At 27.8% G+C, this 14,462-nt stretch carries 15 protein-coding genes; 3 read left to right on the forward strand and 12 right to left on the reverse strand.

The window, feature by feature from the left end:
• Positions 1 to 11: 11 nt before the first annotated feature.
• Positions 12 to 1,316 (forward strand): NAD(P)/FAD-dependent oxidoreductase, encoded by a 1,305-nt coding sequence (locus tag ABXT55_RS02370; protein WP_415285156.1) that lies wholly within the window; start codon positions 12 to 14, stop codon positions 1,314 to 1,316.
• Here ABXT55_RS02370 and ABXT55_RS02375 read toward each other — a convergent pair whose 3' ends face one another.
• Both ABXT55_RS02375 and ABXT55_RS02380 read right to left on the reverse strand, forming a co-directional pair.
• On the reverse strand, positions 1,317 to 3,854 hold the full coding sequence (locus tag ABXT55_RS02375; RefSeq protein WP_415285157.1) for an ABC transporter permease: 2,538 nt from the start codon (positions 3,852 to 3,854) through the stop codon (positions 1,317 to 1,319).
• Positions 3,838 to 4,503 (reverse strand): ABC transporter ATP-binding protein, encoded by a 666-nt coding sequence (locus tag ABXT55_RS02380; protein ID WP_415285158.1) that lies wholly within the window; start codon positions 4,501 to 4,503, stop codon positions 3,838 to 3,840. The genes ABXT55_RS02375 and ABXT55_RS02380 overlap by 17 nt, the downstream gene beginning before the upstream one ends.
• Between ABXT55_RS02380 and ABXT55_RS02385 the strand changes: the two genes are divergently transcribed.
• Both ABXT55_RS02385 and ABXT55_RS02390 read left to right on the forward strand, forming a co-directional pair.
• Positions 4,502 to 5,125 (forward strand): arylesterase, encoded by a 624-nt coding sequence (locus ABXT55_RS02385; protein ID WP_415285159.1) that lies wholly within the window; start codon positions 4,502 to 4,504, stop codon positions 5,123 to 5,125. The two genes, ABXT55_RS02380 and ABXT55_RS02385, sit on opposite strands and share 2 nt — an antisense overlap.
• 44 nt (positions 5,126 to 5,169) lie before the next feature.
• Complete coding sequence (locus ABXT55_RS02390) at positions 5,170 to 5,955, forward strand: class I SAM-dependent methyltransferase (RefSeq protein ID WP_415285160.1); 786 nt, start codon at positions 5,170 to 5,172, stop codon at positions 5,953 to 5,955.
• Here the strand turns inward: ABXT55_RS02390 and ABXT55_RS02395 are convergent, their stop codons facing one another.
• From ABXT55_RS02395 to purB, 10 genes are all read right to left on the reverse strand, one after another.
• A complete protein-coding gene (locus tag ABXT55_RS02395; RefSeq protein WP_415285161.1) occupies positions 5,956 to 7,671 on the reverse strand; it encodes a hypothetical protein in 1,716 nt (571 codons plus the stop codon).
• 4 nt (positions 7,672 to 7,675) lie between these two features.
• Entirely contained in the window at positions 7,676 to 8,251 is a 576-nt protein-coding gene (locus ABXT55_RS02400; RefSeq protein WP_415285162.1) for an FkbM family methyltransferase, read from the reverse strand.
• Between the two features lie 175 nt (positions 8,252 to 8,426).
• Entirely contained in the window at positions 8,427 to 8,693 is a 267-nt protein-coding gene (locus ABXT55_RS02405; protein WP_415285163.1) for a hypothetical protein, read from the reverse strand.
• Positions 8,693 to 9,028, reverse strand: a complete 336-nt coding sequence (grxD, locus tag ABXT55_RS02410; protein WP_415285164.1) for a Grx4 family monothiol glutaredoxin — start codon at positions 9,026 to 9,028, stop codon at positions 8,693 to 8,695. Before grxD ends, ABXT55_RS02405 begins: the two co-directional genes overlap by 1 nt.
• Positions 9,028 to 9,258 carry a BolA/IbaG family iron-sulfur metabolism protein gene (locus ABXT55_RS02415; protein ID WP_415285165.1) on the reverse strand — a complete coding sequence of 77 codons (231 nt, stop codon included), beginning with the start codon at positions 9,256 to 9,258 and terminating at the stop codon, positions 9,028 to 9,030. The genes grxD and ABXT55_RS02415 overlap by 1 nt, the downstream gene beginning before the upstream one ends.
• A gap of 1 nt (position 9,259) precedes the next feature.
• Complete coding sequence (gene purL, locus ABXT55_RS02420; RefSeq protein WP_415285166.1) at positions 9,260 to 11,452, reverse strand: phosphoribosylformylglycinamidine synthase subunit PurL; 2,193 nt, start codon at positions 11,450 to 11,452, stop codon at positions 9,260 to 9,262.
• Positions 11,452 to 12,135 (reverse strand): phosphoribosylformylglycinamidine synthase I, encoded by a 684-nt coding sequence (gene purQ / locus ABXT55_RS02425; protein WP_415285167.1) that lies wholly within the window; start codon positions 12,133 to 12,135, stop codon positions 11,452 to 11,454. The genes purL and purQ overlap by 1 nt, the downstream gene beginning before the upstream one ends.
• Positions 12,136 to 12,141: 6 nt before the next feature.
• Complete coding sequence (gene purS, locus ABXT55_RS02430) at positions 12,142 to 12,384, reverse strand: phosphoribosylformylglycinamidine synthase subunit PurS (RefSeq protein WP_415285168.1); 243 nt, start codon at positions 12,382 to 12,384, stop codon at positions 12,142 to 12,144.
• 1 nt (position 12,385) lies between these two features.
• A complete protein-coding gene (purC, locus tag ABXT55_RS02435; protein WP_415285169.1) occupies positions 12,386 to 13,168 on the reverse strand; it encodes a phosphoribosylaminoimidazolesuccinocarboxamide synthase in 783 nt (260 codons plus the stop codon).
• On the reverse strand, positions 13,168 to 14,460 hold the full coding sequence (gene purB, locus ABXT55_RS02440) for an adenylosuccinate lyase (protein ID WP_415285170.1): 1,293 nt from the start codon (positions 14,458 to 14,460) through the stop codon (positions 13,168 to 13,170). Before purB ends, purC begins: the two co-directional genes overlap by 1 nt.
• Positions 14,461 to 14,462 lie beyond the last annotated feature (2 nt).

Raw genomic sequence — 14,462 nt, forward strand, 5'->3', positions numbered from 1 at the left:
AATCTAACTACATGAATGTAGTTAATGATACTGGTTGTAGTTGGATTAATGACCTTGATAGAAGGTCTAATATTAAAAATTTAGATAAAGATAAATCTTGTGACTGGTTAATAGTAGGTGCTGGCTATACAGGTTTGTCTGCTACTAGAAAATTATCAGAACTGCATCCAAATCAAAAAATTATTATTGTTGATGCCCAATTAGCAGGTGAGGGTGCAAGTGGAAGGAACTCAGGATATTTAGTTGATACTACCCTTAACGATGGATTTACCTCTAATAAAGAGCTTTCCAATTATAAAAAGAAAACAGACATTTACAAATTAGGAATTGATGTTGTAAAAAAGTTTATTAAAGATCATCAGGTAGATTGTGATTGGAATGAAAGTGGAAAATATTTTGCCTCATCAAATGAAAAAGACAGAAAGATATTAGAAAATTTTAGCAAAACTTTATTAAAATTAAACTTTGAGCATAATTTTTTAGATAAAAATGATTTGGGTAAAAGATTGGGTACGAATTTTTATAACTTAGCACTTTATACTAAAGGAGGAATTTTATTACATCCAGGAAAGTTAGTTAGAGCAATGGTCGACACTTTGCCAGATAATGTTGAGCTATTAGAAAACACTCAATTAAATGAATGGTCAAAAAATAGTGATACAATTATTTGTAAATTTAATAATCATAAAATAATTACTAAAAAGATTATTTTTTGTACTAATGGTTTTTTAAAATCACTTGATGTAAAAAATAATTATAATTTTCCCTTAACTTTAACTGCAAGCATGACAAGACCTTTAACTGATACTGAATTTAAATCCATTGGTGAGCCTAAGGAATGGGGTGTGTTACCTGTTAGACCAATGGGGGCGACTATTAGAATGACAAAAGATCAAAGAATTTTAATTAGAAATACCGCAGAAGTTCATAGTCCTTTTAAAATGTCTAAATCAGATTTAGATAAAAGATCTTTAAATCAAAAACTTGGAATCAAAAAAAGATTTCCAAATTTAGCAGATGATATTATTGAATCTAGCTGGTCTGGGATTGTATCTAGGACAAGAAATAGTTCACAAATTTTTGATAAAATTGATAACAATGTCTTTGTAGCAGGTTGCTATAATGGTTCTGGTATTGGAGTTGGAACTTTATTTGGTGAACAGATAGCAATTAAAGCAAGCAATGAAAATAGTGATGAAATTAATATAATAGAATCTAGAAGTAAACCTACTTGGCTTCCTCCTCAGCCATTTTTAAATATTGGAGTTAAAACAAGATTGATTTTTGAGAGGTTTAGATCGCGATCTGATGTGTAGTTATTGATTTCTTATAAGTGGATAAACTTTAGGGCTTAAATACTTAAAATTAGTAATCATAATTAAGATCAATGTAGCTAATCCAATCCCAGTAGTTACTTTTAAAAATATTGCCAAGTCAAACTTCCAAATGATTTGAAAAATATTTTCAATGATAAATTGCGAACCTATAACCGCAAAAAAGAGAGCTATTAGAATTATGGATGTGAATATAATAAAAAACTCAATAATTGAAGAGAGTACAACCTCAACTTTGGAAAAACCTAAAATCTTAAATATTAAATTTTGAAATTCTTTAATTTTACCCTGAACTATAATTGCACTAGATATTACAATTAAACCAATGACTATAGTTATTGCAGAGATAACTGTTACAGCAATAAACACTTTGTTTAAAAGATCTGTCACTTTCTCCAAGTAATTAGTGATTTTTATAATAGAAAGACTGGGCATTTTATCTAGTAAAGCAGTTTCGTTAAAATTCTCTAAGCTTTTAAACTTTGAAGTGGCCAAATATTCATGAGGGATATTTTTTGCAAATTGAGGGTTTAATAACATTGCAAAGTTAATAGTAAAATCTCTGTAGTCTACTAACCTGAAGTTTACTATCTCACCTTCAATTTTACGACCATAAATATTTAGAGTAAAAATGTCACCAATTTTAATATTAAAATCTTTAGCAATTTTGCTATCAAGTGAAATTTGAAGTTTATCGGGTCTATCTAAATCCCACCATTTGCCTTCTACAATTGGGTTATCTTTTAAAACTTTATCAGCCCAAGAAGACCTTCTGTCATTTCTAATTACCCAGTGGCTATCATTACTTGAATCGATATAAGTATTTGGATCTATTCCATTAATTCTTAGAATACCTGTTGAGACCATGGGAACAATTTCAAGGTTAGCTTTTTCATCCATTTCAAAAATTAAATCTTCAAATATTTGTCTTTCATCACTTTGAATACCAATGAAAAAATAATCAGGCGCAAGCTTTGGTATAGATTTTGCAATTTCTCTTTTAAAGTTTGAACCCACAAAAGCCAAAGTTAACAATAAGGTGACGCCCAAACCTAAAGACATAATAGTTATAGGGGTAATACTTTTAGTTTGAGTAATATTTTTAACTGATACTTTAATTGAAATATTTGGGTGCTCTTTAAGTCCTTTAAATAATCTAATAATTAAGTTTGATAATAAATAGAAGACTAATAGACAAATAAAGAAAGCTCCAAAATAACCTAAGCTATAAATGGGTAGAGCCGAGCCAATGGTAAATAAAGAAATTAAAATTGATAATAATAATAGACTTAAAACGATTGATTTTTTTGAATAATAAAATTGAAGGTTTTGAAATACATTTCTAAATAAGTTTGATGCCTTAACTTGATCAATTGCATTAATGGTTGGTATAGAAAATATAATTAATACTAATAACCCTACTGAAAAAACTTTGAAATAATTAAGAATAGAAAAACTACCTTCAATATTTAATCCAAGACCAGCTGACAAATAAACATCAACAATAGGGACTAGAAAGAAACTAAAAGAGTAGGTGGCAGTAGATATTATGAATAATAGAATGAGTAATTGTAGATAGTAGACTATTTTAATATCTTTTGAGAAAAAGCCTAAAGACTTCTTAACTGCTATAGACATATTGTTTTGATTAATGAATGAAAGCAGGGTGTTAGCAATTCCAATTCCTGCAATCAACATTGCACTAATTGATACAAGAGACAAAAACTGAGAGAAATTATCAATTATTCTCTTTAAAGGACCATCAGATTTTTCGTGATATCTAAGTCTAACCTTTTTTTCATCTTTGAATAACTGCTCAATTTTTTTAGATAAAGCTTTTGGATTATCTCCCCCATTAAATCTTACCTTATATTCATAGTTTAAAAAACTGCCTAAGTTGTTAAGTTTTAGTAATTCTAATGTTTGTTTGCCAGCCAAAGCAAAATCACCAAATACAAAAGCACCCCCAATATCAGGTATTGATTTTACGATACCAATTACGGTAAAGAGTTTGTCTTGAACTTTGATTTTATCATTTATTTCTAAATTAAGATTTTTGAAAATATTTTCATTAACAAGGATTGTATTCTTTGTAGTTTGTAATTTTTTAAATGCACCACTTGGCTGATAATTCACTTTGCCAAATAATGGATAATTTCGATCTACAGTTTTAATTCTAGAAAATATTGATTTATTTTTAGTTTTATTGGTAGTTGAGATCATGGTGCTAAACTCAACCATTTGTGAAACAGTAGCAAATTCTTTAACTTTGTTAATTAATTCTAAATTACCAATATTACGATTGTAATCAATTTCAATATCACCACCTAAAAGTGCTCTTGAATTATTATTTAATTCTTTATTCAAACTATCTTCAATTGTGAAAATTGAACTTAAGATAAATAAACTAATAAAAAGTGTTAAAATGATACTAGAAATTTTTTTATAATTTCTACTCAAGTCTCTTAAGACATATATCAAAGTTAACTTGTACTCTGAAAGCTTAGATAATTTTTCCATCTTTGATCTTTATTTTTCTTTTTGCTTTATTTGCAAGTTTTGGGTCATGGGTGACCATAATTAAAGATGATTTTTCTTCCTTAATATATTTAAACAAAATATCTGCAATCAATTGAGAATTTTCACTGTCTAAATTTCCTGTAGGCTCATCAGCTAATATTAGCTTTGGTTTCATAGCTATAGCTCTTGCGATTGCTACACGTTGCTGTTCACCACCTGAAAGTTGACTCGGTAAATTGTTAAACCTATTTTTTAACCCAAATCGATCTAATAACTCTTTGGCTCGTTCGTTAGGGTTTTTTAAATTATTTAACTCCAAGGTTAGGGCAACATTTTCAACTGCAGTGTAATTCGGAATAAGATAGAAAGATTGAAAAACTATACCTATGTTCTTTCTTCTAATTTTAGAAACTTCATCTTCGCTCATCTTAGATATTTCTTGATCTTCAAAAAATATCTTACCAGAAGTTGCTTTCTCTAGTCCTCCAGCTAGCATGATTAAGCTTGTTTTTCCAGAGCCACTTTCTCCAACTATTGAAATAGACTCGTGTTTTTTAGTCTCTAAATTAATATTTTTTAAAACTTTGATAGTATCATTATCAGTTTGGTATTTAAGATTAACGTTTTTTAGCTTAAGAAGACTGTCCATGATTAAAAGATTTATTATTAAAATTATTGCCTTCTGTCTACTGAGCATAAACGTCAATGCTATAGAAAACGTTATTTTATTTGGTGATAGCTTAATGGCTGGTTATGGTCTTCCCCAGGAAAAACGTTTAGCCACTGTTCTTCAAAACAATCTTAATGATAGCGGTTATAATCTTGAGATTGTTGATGGAAGTGTATCCGGAAGCACATCTGCTGGAGGAGTAAACCGAGCTGAGTGGTCTTTATCTCAACCTGATATTGATTTAATGATCTTAGGATTGGGTGCTAACGATATGTTAAGAGGAATAAGTCCGATTGAGACTGAAAAAAATTTAAAAAAAATTATTGAAATTGCAAAACTAAAAAATATAGAAATAATTTTAGCAGGAATGATTGCCCCAACAACTCATGGAATTATTTATAAAAAAAAGTTTGATAATATTTATCCAAGTCTTGCTAAAAAATATAATCTTAATTTAATACCATTTTTACTAGAGGGTGTAGCTTTAAAGCCTGATCTTAATCAAGATGATGGTATGCACCCAAATGAAAATGGAACTTTAATTTTAAGCAATACACTTAAAAAAAATATTATTAAAATAATTAAAAATAGAACAAATTAAATAAAATATATTAACTTAAATAATTTTAACTATAATTAGACTAAATGTATCTTAAAAAAAAATTAGTAAATTATTACAAAAATATAATATACAAAATTAAGAATAAAAAAAATTTAGATACACAAACATTAAATTTAAAATCATTAAATAATTTATTTAATTACTTTGGTACTGATAAGGGTACAGAGGTAATTGACCCTTATCAAAAAAAATCAATTAACCTTGATCAAAAATTTATAGGACATGGGTATGGAGAATTTTATGAAAAACATCTTAATGTTTTTAAAGATAAAAAGATTAATATTCTTGAAATTGGAACTTGGAAAGGAGCATCTGTCGCTTCATTTTACCACTATTTTAAAAAAGCAATAATTTTTTGTATTGATAAAAATTATAAGTTTCAATTTAAATCTAATAGAGTCAAATTTTTTAAATGTGATACGGAGAAATTAAATGAAGTTTATGATTTTAATAATTATCTCGAAGAAAATAAAATAGACTATTTCGATGTAATCATAGACGATGGTTCACACAATTATCATGATATATTAAATAACTTTCAAAGATTTTTTAAAAAAATTAAGTCAGGCGGATATTATATTATTGAAGATTTTAAACATCATAAGATTCATCCAAATTATGTGAATGATGCACCAAGTAACGCAATAGATATTGATGAAATTTTAATTAATTTAAATAAAAAAAAGCTATTTAAATCTACTATCCTTGACTACGAATTTCAAAATTATTGTTTTGATGTTATTTCAAATATTAAAACACACAAAGGTATTCAAGAATTTTCTTTTATTGCATTTATACAAAAAAAATAATTATTTTTTCTTTAAGATCATTTTATAGCTACCAATTTTGGAGCCAATTACATGACCAGAAGTATGTATACAAGGTGTTTTGATAGCCCAGCAACCTGAAAGATTGGTTGGAACATATATGTTTATATCATTTCCTATATCATTTTCAGTAAATTTTTGTTTAGGTGAGTTAAATAACGGAAAGTTATTTTTAGAAAACATATTAAGTTCACTCTTAATTCTATTAAAATTTTTCCCATTGTATAAAAAATAGGACAAAAATATTAGGAAATAAATAACTTTATATTTTTGACTAAACTTTATTTTTCTCTCTGCAAGAATTGAAGCACATGGAATGAAAATTAATGCAGTCAATAAGTAGTACCCCCCATACCTTAATGCAGGATGCTGATAGAACCATTCAGCAAATAATAAACCAGTAACACTTGCAATAACGATGGTGGGTTTCTTAAAAAATTTACTGTTAATTTCAAATCTATTTGTATCTTTTTTAATGTGTTTTTTATTTTTTGGATAAAAGGATATAAAAACTATTAATAATAAAAAAGTTATTCCAAGTAAAGTTTCTTTAAACTTATATAGAAAATATCTCTCGTACCAATTTGAAACCCAGTTGAATTTTTTGATATATTCTTTTGGATCATTTATTCTGTAATCAATACCAGCACCTGCTTTAGACCACTGTTGGTACCATTGATTCATCATTCCAACGTGTTCTTTTGATAGAGACCATTGTATATTTTTATCAAAACATGTTTGTTTAACTGGGTAGATAACACAACCTGTGTAAGAAAAATTTAAACTACTTAGCAGCAATATAGTTAAAAAAGAAAAAACATATACTCTTGGTAATATAATGGCATGAATATTTTTAATTTTTGTAAAAAATAAAAGTGGGAATAGATATAAAAAGTTTAATATCATAAACGCCTTTAGTGTTGTTACGTAAGTAATAAGTATGACTACTAAGCTTAATAAATTTTTATTTAATTGTTCAATCTTTTTAAAATCGTAAAGTTTATAGATCAGGGGAATTGTAGAAAGCATTATAATTTGTCCAGATAAATCTGTACCAAATGACCCAACTCTAAAAAATTTAAAATTTATAAATAAAAAAGATAATAAATAAAAAAAGAATTCAAAGTTTAATACATTATTTTTTTTAATTAAAATTTTTTCAATTAAGATTAGATTAATAAATAAAAGGGTGATCCAGCCAATAGAATGAAACAAGAAATACTTTATGATTGGAAGATAAAGTATAGAGTTTAGAAAGAAAATTGATGAATGGTGTGTATAGCCATGACCAAGGTTTCCCAACCCAAAAATTAATTTATCTTCAGTAAGATTTAATGAATATGTTAAATGGTAATAATTAAAATCATCATGATTCCTTAAAATTAACAAGCCAACATATAAAACTGAAAAAATTATAAAAAAAGTTTTAACTTTAAATTCTATCTTTTTATTAAGAAAAAAATAAATAAAAAGTGATAATCCAACTAAGTGAAGAATTACATTATGTAAGTATCCATGCTTGGTGAAAAAAATTGTTATATATGAGATTATGGTACAAGCTAGTAGCCCAGTAAGACCGATATATCCAATGTTATTTTTAAGTATTTTTTTACCTACAATACTTGCTAATAATGATCCATATCCCAAAAATGTTAAAGTTGCTAATAATGTAAATGTATAAATATAAAAGTAATTCATAAGTTTAATTTTTTTTTTTAAAAAGAATATCCAAGTAGCTTAAGCCATTTCTTGCATAACCAGTTTCTATGATCGAATCCCAGATAAAGTTTTTTTTATAGATAAAAGCAATTAGCTCATTTGGATTGTAGGTTTTAATATTCTTTAATCTTAATTCAACTACAAGAAAATTAACTTTTTTTAAAATATTACTTGAACCTTTTAGGACATTTAACTCATTTCCTTCTGTATCAATTTTTAATAGACTATTTTTAGTAATTCTTTCGTTTTTTAAAATAGTATCAAGTTTTTCAGCTTTTACGATTATAGGTTTATGTTTGTATTTGACATTGTTTCTTTTAAGAATTGATGAGCTTACATCCAACATGTAAAAATTTTTTAATTCACTTTTATTATGTGCGGCATATTTAAACAGTTTTCCTTTGTATGTTTTTAATAGATTATTTTCAATGTATGGATAAAATTTTTCATAAGGTTCAACCAATAAATAATTAGCATTAGGATAATTCTTTAATAAGAAGCTAGTTCCATTAGCAACACCTATGTCAATAATATTTTTGATTTTCAAATTTCTACTCATCTCTTCCTTTTTTGAATATAAAATTTGTAAACCAAAAAAAGAAAAAAATCCTTCTAGGACATAAAATAATTTTAATTTAATCTTGTATATCACGAAATTTTTAAAAAATTATACATGTACCAAATGTAAGAATATTTTTTTTTTGTTTGTTGATACACATTTAAAATATAATATATTAATTGTTGGCTTCAGAAAGTTCTTTTTTTATTTTTTCTATAAATCTATTGATTAATTTTGCATCTTCTTTTGAGAGATATCTATCTTTTTCAACACCTTTTCTTAATTCATTTTTAATTTTTTGAACAGTTTCTTTGCGACCATCTTTTGAATTAATACTATTAAGCTGATCTCCATATTTGTTAATTTGTTTTCCAATAGTAAACTCATAAATAAAGATTATAGCTAATATAAAAATTATTATTTTATAAACATATTGTTTCATTAACTACTTTTATGATTAATATTTTTTTCTTTTAAAATTTTTTTTAATTCTCCATTTTCGTACATTTCTTTAACAATATCACAACCACCAACAAATTGACCTTTGATGTAAATTTGTGGAATGGTAGGCCAGTCACTAAATTCTTTTATACCTTCTCTTAAAGGTTGAGATTCTAGAACGTTAATACCTATATAATTTACTTCTAAAATCTTTAGCATATTTGATACAGCCATAGAAAATCCGCACTGAGGAGCTTCAGGAGTTCCTTTCATAAATAAACAAACTTCATTAGTATCAATGTGACTTTGTATTAAACTTTTTGTTTGATCATCCATTATTGCTCCTTTGTTTTAATTGCTAATGCGTGCAGTTCGTTACCCATTTTTCCTTTTAAAGAATTGTATACCATCTTATGTTGTTCAATTTTGCTTTTGCCAGAAAATTCTTTTGATGTCACTGTTGCAGAATAATGGTTGCCATCTCCAGCTAAATCTTGAATTTCAATAACAGCATCAGTAATAGCTTCTTTAATTAGTGTTTCAATCTCTTTTAAATCCATTGCCATTTTAATTATCCATGTAGTTATTTAGCCAATTTGTATGTGATTTAATCAAATCGTCAATTGAAACTTTTGTCTTATCGTCAAATATTAAACTATCATCATTTATTGATCCAAGTTCATCAAAATGAACGGAGTTTTCTTGAAGTATTTTAACAACATTATCAAAATCATCTTTACTAATTTCTACAATGTATCTTCCTTGATCTTCACCAAATAAGTATTCGAACTGATTTATTAAGTAATTTGTTTTTTTAAGAGTTGCACCTTTTTTACCTTTAATACACATTTTAGAAAGAGCGGTAATTATTCCTCCTAAAGAGACATCATGTGCAGATTTAATAAACTTTTTATCAATAAGTTTTAAAATTGTTTCACCATTATTTTTTTCATTGAAAAGGTTAATTTCAGGAGGAGGTCCATTTTTTTCATTTAAAATATCTCTTGCAAATAAGCTTTGATCTAAGTGACCTTCTGTTTTGCCAATAACCAAAAGAATATTGTCAGCTTCTTTTAAATCCATTGTAACCATGTTTTGATGATCTTTAATTAAACCAACCCCACCAATTGTAGGAGTGGGTTTAATACCAATATCTTTAGTTTGATTATAAAAAGAAACATTCCCAGACACCACTGGGAACTCCAAATAAGCACTTGCTTCTCCTAAGCCTTTAACACACTCAACAAACTCACCCATATTCTCTTCATTTTCAGGGCTACCAAAATTTAAACAGTTAGTAATTGCAATTGGTTTAGCACCTACTGAAATTAAATTTCTCCAACTTTCACAAACAATTTGTTTTCCACCACTTAAAGGGTGAGCCCAACAATATACTGCAGAAGAATCAACAGATGCTGCAACAGCTTTATTGGTACCATGAACTCTAACGACACCTGCATCTCCACCAGGTTTTTGAATAGTGTCACCCATAACAGTATGATCATACTGTTGCCAAATCCATTCTTTACTACACACATTTGGACTTGATAATATTTTGATTAAAACATTCTTTACCTTTAAAGTTTTAAATAGCTCTTTTTCAATTTTAATTTTTTTAGGTAGTTTAGATTTTTTCCATTTTCTGTCATACATAGGAGAGTTTTCAACTAATGTATTAACAGGAATGTTTGCTACTTTTTCTTCATCAAAATAAAGTTCAATCTTTTTACTTTTTGTTGTTTTACCAATTACAGCAAAATCTAAATTCCACTTATCAAATATCTTTTTAGCCATTTCTTCTTTACCGTTTTCCAAAACAATAAGCATTCGTTCTTGGCTTTCTGATAGCATAATTTCATAAGGGGTCATGTTTGCTTCTCTACAAGGAACTTCATTTAAATTAATCTCGATTCCTAAATTTCCTTTTGAAGCCATTTCAATACTTGAAGAAGTTAATCCTGCAGCACCCATATCTTGAATGGCTATAATTGAATCTCCTGCCATTAATTCTAAGCAAGCTTCTAATAATAGTTTTTCTGTAAAAGGATCTCCAACTTGAACAGTTGGTTTTTTCTCTTCAATTTTATCATCAAAAGAAGCTGATGCCATACTAGCACCATGAATTCCATCACGACCTGTTTTAGAGCCAACATAAATTACAGGCTTTCCTAAACCTGCCGCTTTTGAATAAAAAATCTTATCTTTTTTAACATGACCTAAAGTCATAGCGTTTACTAAAATATTACCGTTATAAGACTCATCAAAACTAGTTTGTCCTGCAATTGTTGGAACCCCCATGCAATTACCATATCCACCAATTCCATGAACAACACCACGTAATAAATTTTTAGTTTTTTTATGTTGAGGCGAACCAAAATGAATTGAATTTAAATTAGCTATTGGTCTTGCGCCCATTGTAAAGACATCTCTCATAATTCCACCAACACCTGTTGCTGCACCTTGATAAGGTTCTATAAATGAGGGGTGATTGTGACTTTCAATTTTAAAAACTATTGCATCATCATCACCAATATCAATAACACCAGCATTTTCACCAGGTCCTTGAATCACGTTCTTTCCTTTAGTGGGTAAGTTTTTAAGATGAAATCTTGAAGATTTGTAAGAACAATGCTCATTCCACATTGCTGAGAAGATACCTAGTTCGGTAATATTTGGAATTCTTTTTAATAAATCACAGATTTTTTTATATTCATCTTTTTTTAAACCATGATCGATTGCAATTTTTTCGTTAACTATCATTATTTCAAATTATTAATTAAGTTTTCAAAAAATATTGAACCATCTTCACCTGATAGAGCAGGGTCTATCATTCTTTCAGGGTGAGGCATCATTCCTATAACATTTTTTTGTTTATTAAATACACCAGCTATATTTTGTAATGAACCGTTAGGATTTGATTGTTCATTAACATTTCCGTTTTCATCTGAGTAAAGTAAAGCTATTTGATTATTGTCATTAATTTCTTTAATTTGATCATTAGTACAAAAGTAATTTCCTTCATTATGAGCTATATGAAATTCATAAATTTCTTTTTTATCATCTTTAAAATAAGAGTTATCCTTATTATTAGCTTTAACAAAAACATTTTTGCAAATAAATTCGAGGTATTTATTTCTAAGAAGCACACCTGGTAACAAACCAGATTCAACTAAAATTTGAAAACCATTACAGATCCCCATAACTTTACCCCCACCTTGAACAAAGTTTAGAACTGATTTCATAATTTTTGATTTTGATGCCATACTTCCACATCTAAGGTAATCTCCGTATGAAAAGCCACCTGGCAAAACTACTAGATCACTTTTTGGAAGTTCAACATCATTATGCCAAACCATTTTATTTTTAAAGCCAAATTTTTTTAAAGCCACATCCATGTCTCTATCACAATTAGATCCAGGAAAAGTTATTACGGATGAATGCATTATTTATTATTGTGATCCAATAATTTTAAAGTCTTCTATTACTAAATTTGCTAAAAGTTTTTTACACATCTCTTCAACTTTTGCTTCAGCTTTTTTCTTATCATTTTCTTTTGTATCAATTCTAAAATACTTTCCTTGTCTTACTTCATTGATGCCTTCAAATCCCATACCATCTAATGTTTGGTGAATAACTTTACCTTGAGGGTCTAAAACATCTTTCTTAAGAGTTATAACTACAGATATTTTCATATTATTTTCTTTTTTTAATTGATCTTAGTTTTGTAACGTTAACAGCACTTAAGTTTGATTGTTCATGTAAAATACCAAGTCTTTTAGCAACCTCTGTGTAAGCTGGAATTAAATCACCCAGGTCTTTACGAAATCTGTCTTTATCAAGCTTTTTATCTGTAATACTATCCCACAATCTACAAGTATCAGGACTTATCTCATCAGCTAAAATAACCTCATTTTTCCCATTTTCTTTAAGTCTTCCAAACTCAAGTTTAAAATCAATTAACTTAATTCCAACACCTCTAAACATTCCAATCATGAAATCATTAATTCTTAAGATCATTTTTTTTACCTTTTCTAATTCAGATTTTGTAGCCCAATCAAAAGCTAAAATATGCTCTTCTGCAATGAGTGGGTCACCTAAATTATCATCTTTTAGACAATATTCTAATAAAGGTTGCTTTAAAACTGTTCCATCTTCAATACCAAGTCTTTTAGTAATAGAACCTGTTGCAACATTACGAACAATAAACTCAATAGGAATAATCTCTACTAATTTTATAATTTGCTCTCTCATGTTTAATCTTTTAACTAAATGATTTTTAATCCCAATTTGAGTTAGGTTTGATAAAATATGTTCAGATATTCTATTATTTAAAACACCCTTACCTTCAATGGTTGATTTTTTTAAGTTGTTAAAAGCTGTTGCATCATCTTTAAAATATTGGATAACTAAATTTTTATCAGAAGTTGCGTAAATAATTTTAGCTTTACCTTCGTATAACTTTTTACCTTTTTTCATTATTTAAAAACTCTTCTAAAGATTAAATCTACATTTTTAAAGTGTGATGAATAATTAAATATAGCCTTCAATCTTTTTGAAGAAATTTTAGCCATAATGAATTCATCATCTGAAATAACATCAAATAAATTCAGGTTTTCTGCAAAACATTTTTTTGCATAGTTTTGAACCATTTTATAAGATTGCTCTCTACTTAGCCCTGATTTTGTTAGCTCCAACATTACTTCTTGTGAAAAAATTAAACCTTTAGTGATATTTAAATTTTCAATCATCTTTTTTGGATAGACAATCATTTTATCTAAAATATTATTAAGTCTAGCTAATGCAAAATCTAAAGTTATGTTAGAGTCAGGACCAATATTTCTTTCAACACTTGAGTGAGAAATATCTCTTTCATGCCATAGTGCAATATTTTCTAGGGCAGGGATTACTGCACTTCTAACCATTCTAGCAAGCCCTGTTAAATTTTCACTTAGTATTGGATTTTTTTTATGAGGCATTGCAGAAGAACCTTTTTGATCTTTTGAAAAAAATTCTTGCACTTCATAAACTTCTGTTCTTTGTAAGTGTCTAATTTCAATTGCAACTCTTTCAACTGATCCAGCAATAATTCCAAGAATAGAAAAATAAAATGCATGTCTGTCTCTTGGTATTACTTGTGTTGATATAGGCTCAACTTTTAACCCAAGTTTTTTTGCTACATACTTTTCAACTTTAGGATTTATATTTGCAAATGTGCCTACTGCACCAGAGATTGCACATGTTGAAATTTCATCAATAGCATCAACTAATCTTTTTCTATTTCTCTTAAACTCCTCATAAAATGAAGCTAATTTTAAGCCAAAAGTGATAGGCTCAGCATGAATTCCGTGACTTCTGCCCATACAAGGAGTGTATTTGTATTTTTTGGCTTGTTTCTTTAAAACTTTGAGAATTTGATCAATATCACCAAGTAGAATTTTACCTGATTGAACTAATTGAATATTAAAACTCGTATCCACAACATCAGAAGACGTCATGCCTTGATGAAGGTATCTTGCTTTAATCCCTGCTTTTTCTGTAACAGAGGTTAAAAACGCTATTACATCATGCTTAACTTTACTCTCGATTTGGTGGATTCTTTTAACGTTTATTTTAGCTTTTTTTTTAACAACAGAAGCTACACCTTTAGGAATTTGACCTAATTTTTCCATAGCTTCAGCCGCTGCAACCTCTACATCGAGCCAAATTTGGTATTTATTTTCTTCTGACCATATGTCAGTAAGCTGTTTTCTAGAATATCTTTCAATCATTA

The organism is Candidatus Pelagibacter sp. Uisw_130 (assembly GCF_047722505.1).
In the GTDB taxonomy this organism is placed as follows: Bacteria; Pseudomonadota; Alphaproteobacteria; order Pelagibacterales; family Pelagibacteraceae; genus Pelagibacter.

What these genes read in the sequence shown, in the direction of transcription:
- ABXT55_RS02370 (WP_415285156.1), top strand. Translation starts at nt 12, where the DNA reads ATGAATGTAGTTAATGATACTGGTTGTAGTTGGATTAATGACCTTGAT.
- ABXT55_RS02375 (WP_415285157.1), bottom strand. Translation starts at nt 3,854, where the DNA reads ATGGAAAAATTATCTAAGCTTTCAGAGTACAAGTTAACTTTGATATAT.
- ABXT55_RS02385 (WP_415285159.1), top strand. Translation starts at nt 4,502, where the DNA reads ATGATTAAAAGATTTATTATTAAAATTATTGCCTTCTGTCTACTGAGC.
- ABXT55_RS02380 (WP_415285158.1), bottom strand. Translation starts at nt 4,503, where the DNA reads ATGGACAGTCTTCTTAAGCTAAAAAACGTTAATCTTAAATACCAAACT.
- ABXT55_RS02390 (WP_415285160.1), top strand. Translation starts at nt 5,170, where the DNA reads ATGTATCTTAAAAAAAAATTAGTAAATTATTACAAAAATATAATATAC.
- ABXT55_RS02395 (WP_415285161.1), bottom strand. Translation starts at nt 7,671, where the DNA reads ATGAATTACTTTTATATTTATACATTTACATTATTAGCAACTTTAACA.
- ABXT55_RS02400 (WP_415285162.1), bottom strand. Translation starts at nt 8,251, where the DNA reads ATGAGTAGAAATTTGAAAATCAAAAATATTATTGACATAGGTGTTGCT.
- ABXT55_RS02405 (WP_415285163.1), bottom strand. Translation starts at nt 8,693, where the DNA reads ATGAAACAATATGTTTATAAAATAATAATTTTTATATTAGCTATAATC.
- grxD (WP_415285164.1), bottom strand. Translation starts at nt 9,028, where the DNA reads ATGGATGATCAAACAAAAAGTTTAATACAAAGTCACATTGATACTAAT.
- ABXT55_RS02415 (WP_415285165.1), bottom strand. Translation starts at nt 9,258, where the DNA reads ATGGCAATGGATTTAAAAGAGATTGAAACACTAATTAAAGAAGCTATT.
- purL (WP_415285166.1), bottom strand. Translation starts at nt 11,452, where the DNA reads ATGATAGTTAACGAAAAAATTGCAATCGATCATGGTTTAAAAAAAGAT.
- purQ (WP_415285167.1), bottom strand. Translation starts at nt 12,135, where the DNA reads ATGCATTCATCCGTAATAACTTTTCCTGGATCTAATTGTGATAGAGAC.
- purS (WP_415285168.1), bottom strand. Translation starts at nt 12,384, where the DNA reads ATGAAAATATCTGTAGTTATAACTCTTAAGAAAGATGTTTTAGACCCT.
- purC (WP_415285169.1), bottom strand. Translation starts at nt 13,168, where the DNA reads ATGAAAAAAGGTAAAAAGTTATACGAAGGTAAAGCTAAAATTATTTAC.
- purB (WP_415285170.1), bottom strand. Translation starts at nt 14,460, where the DNA reads ATGATTGAAAGATATTCTAGAAAACAGCTTACTGACATATGGTCAGAA.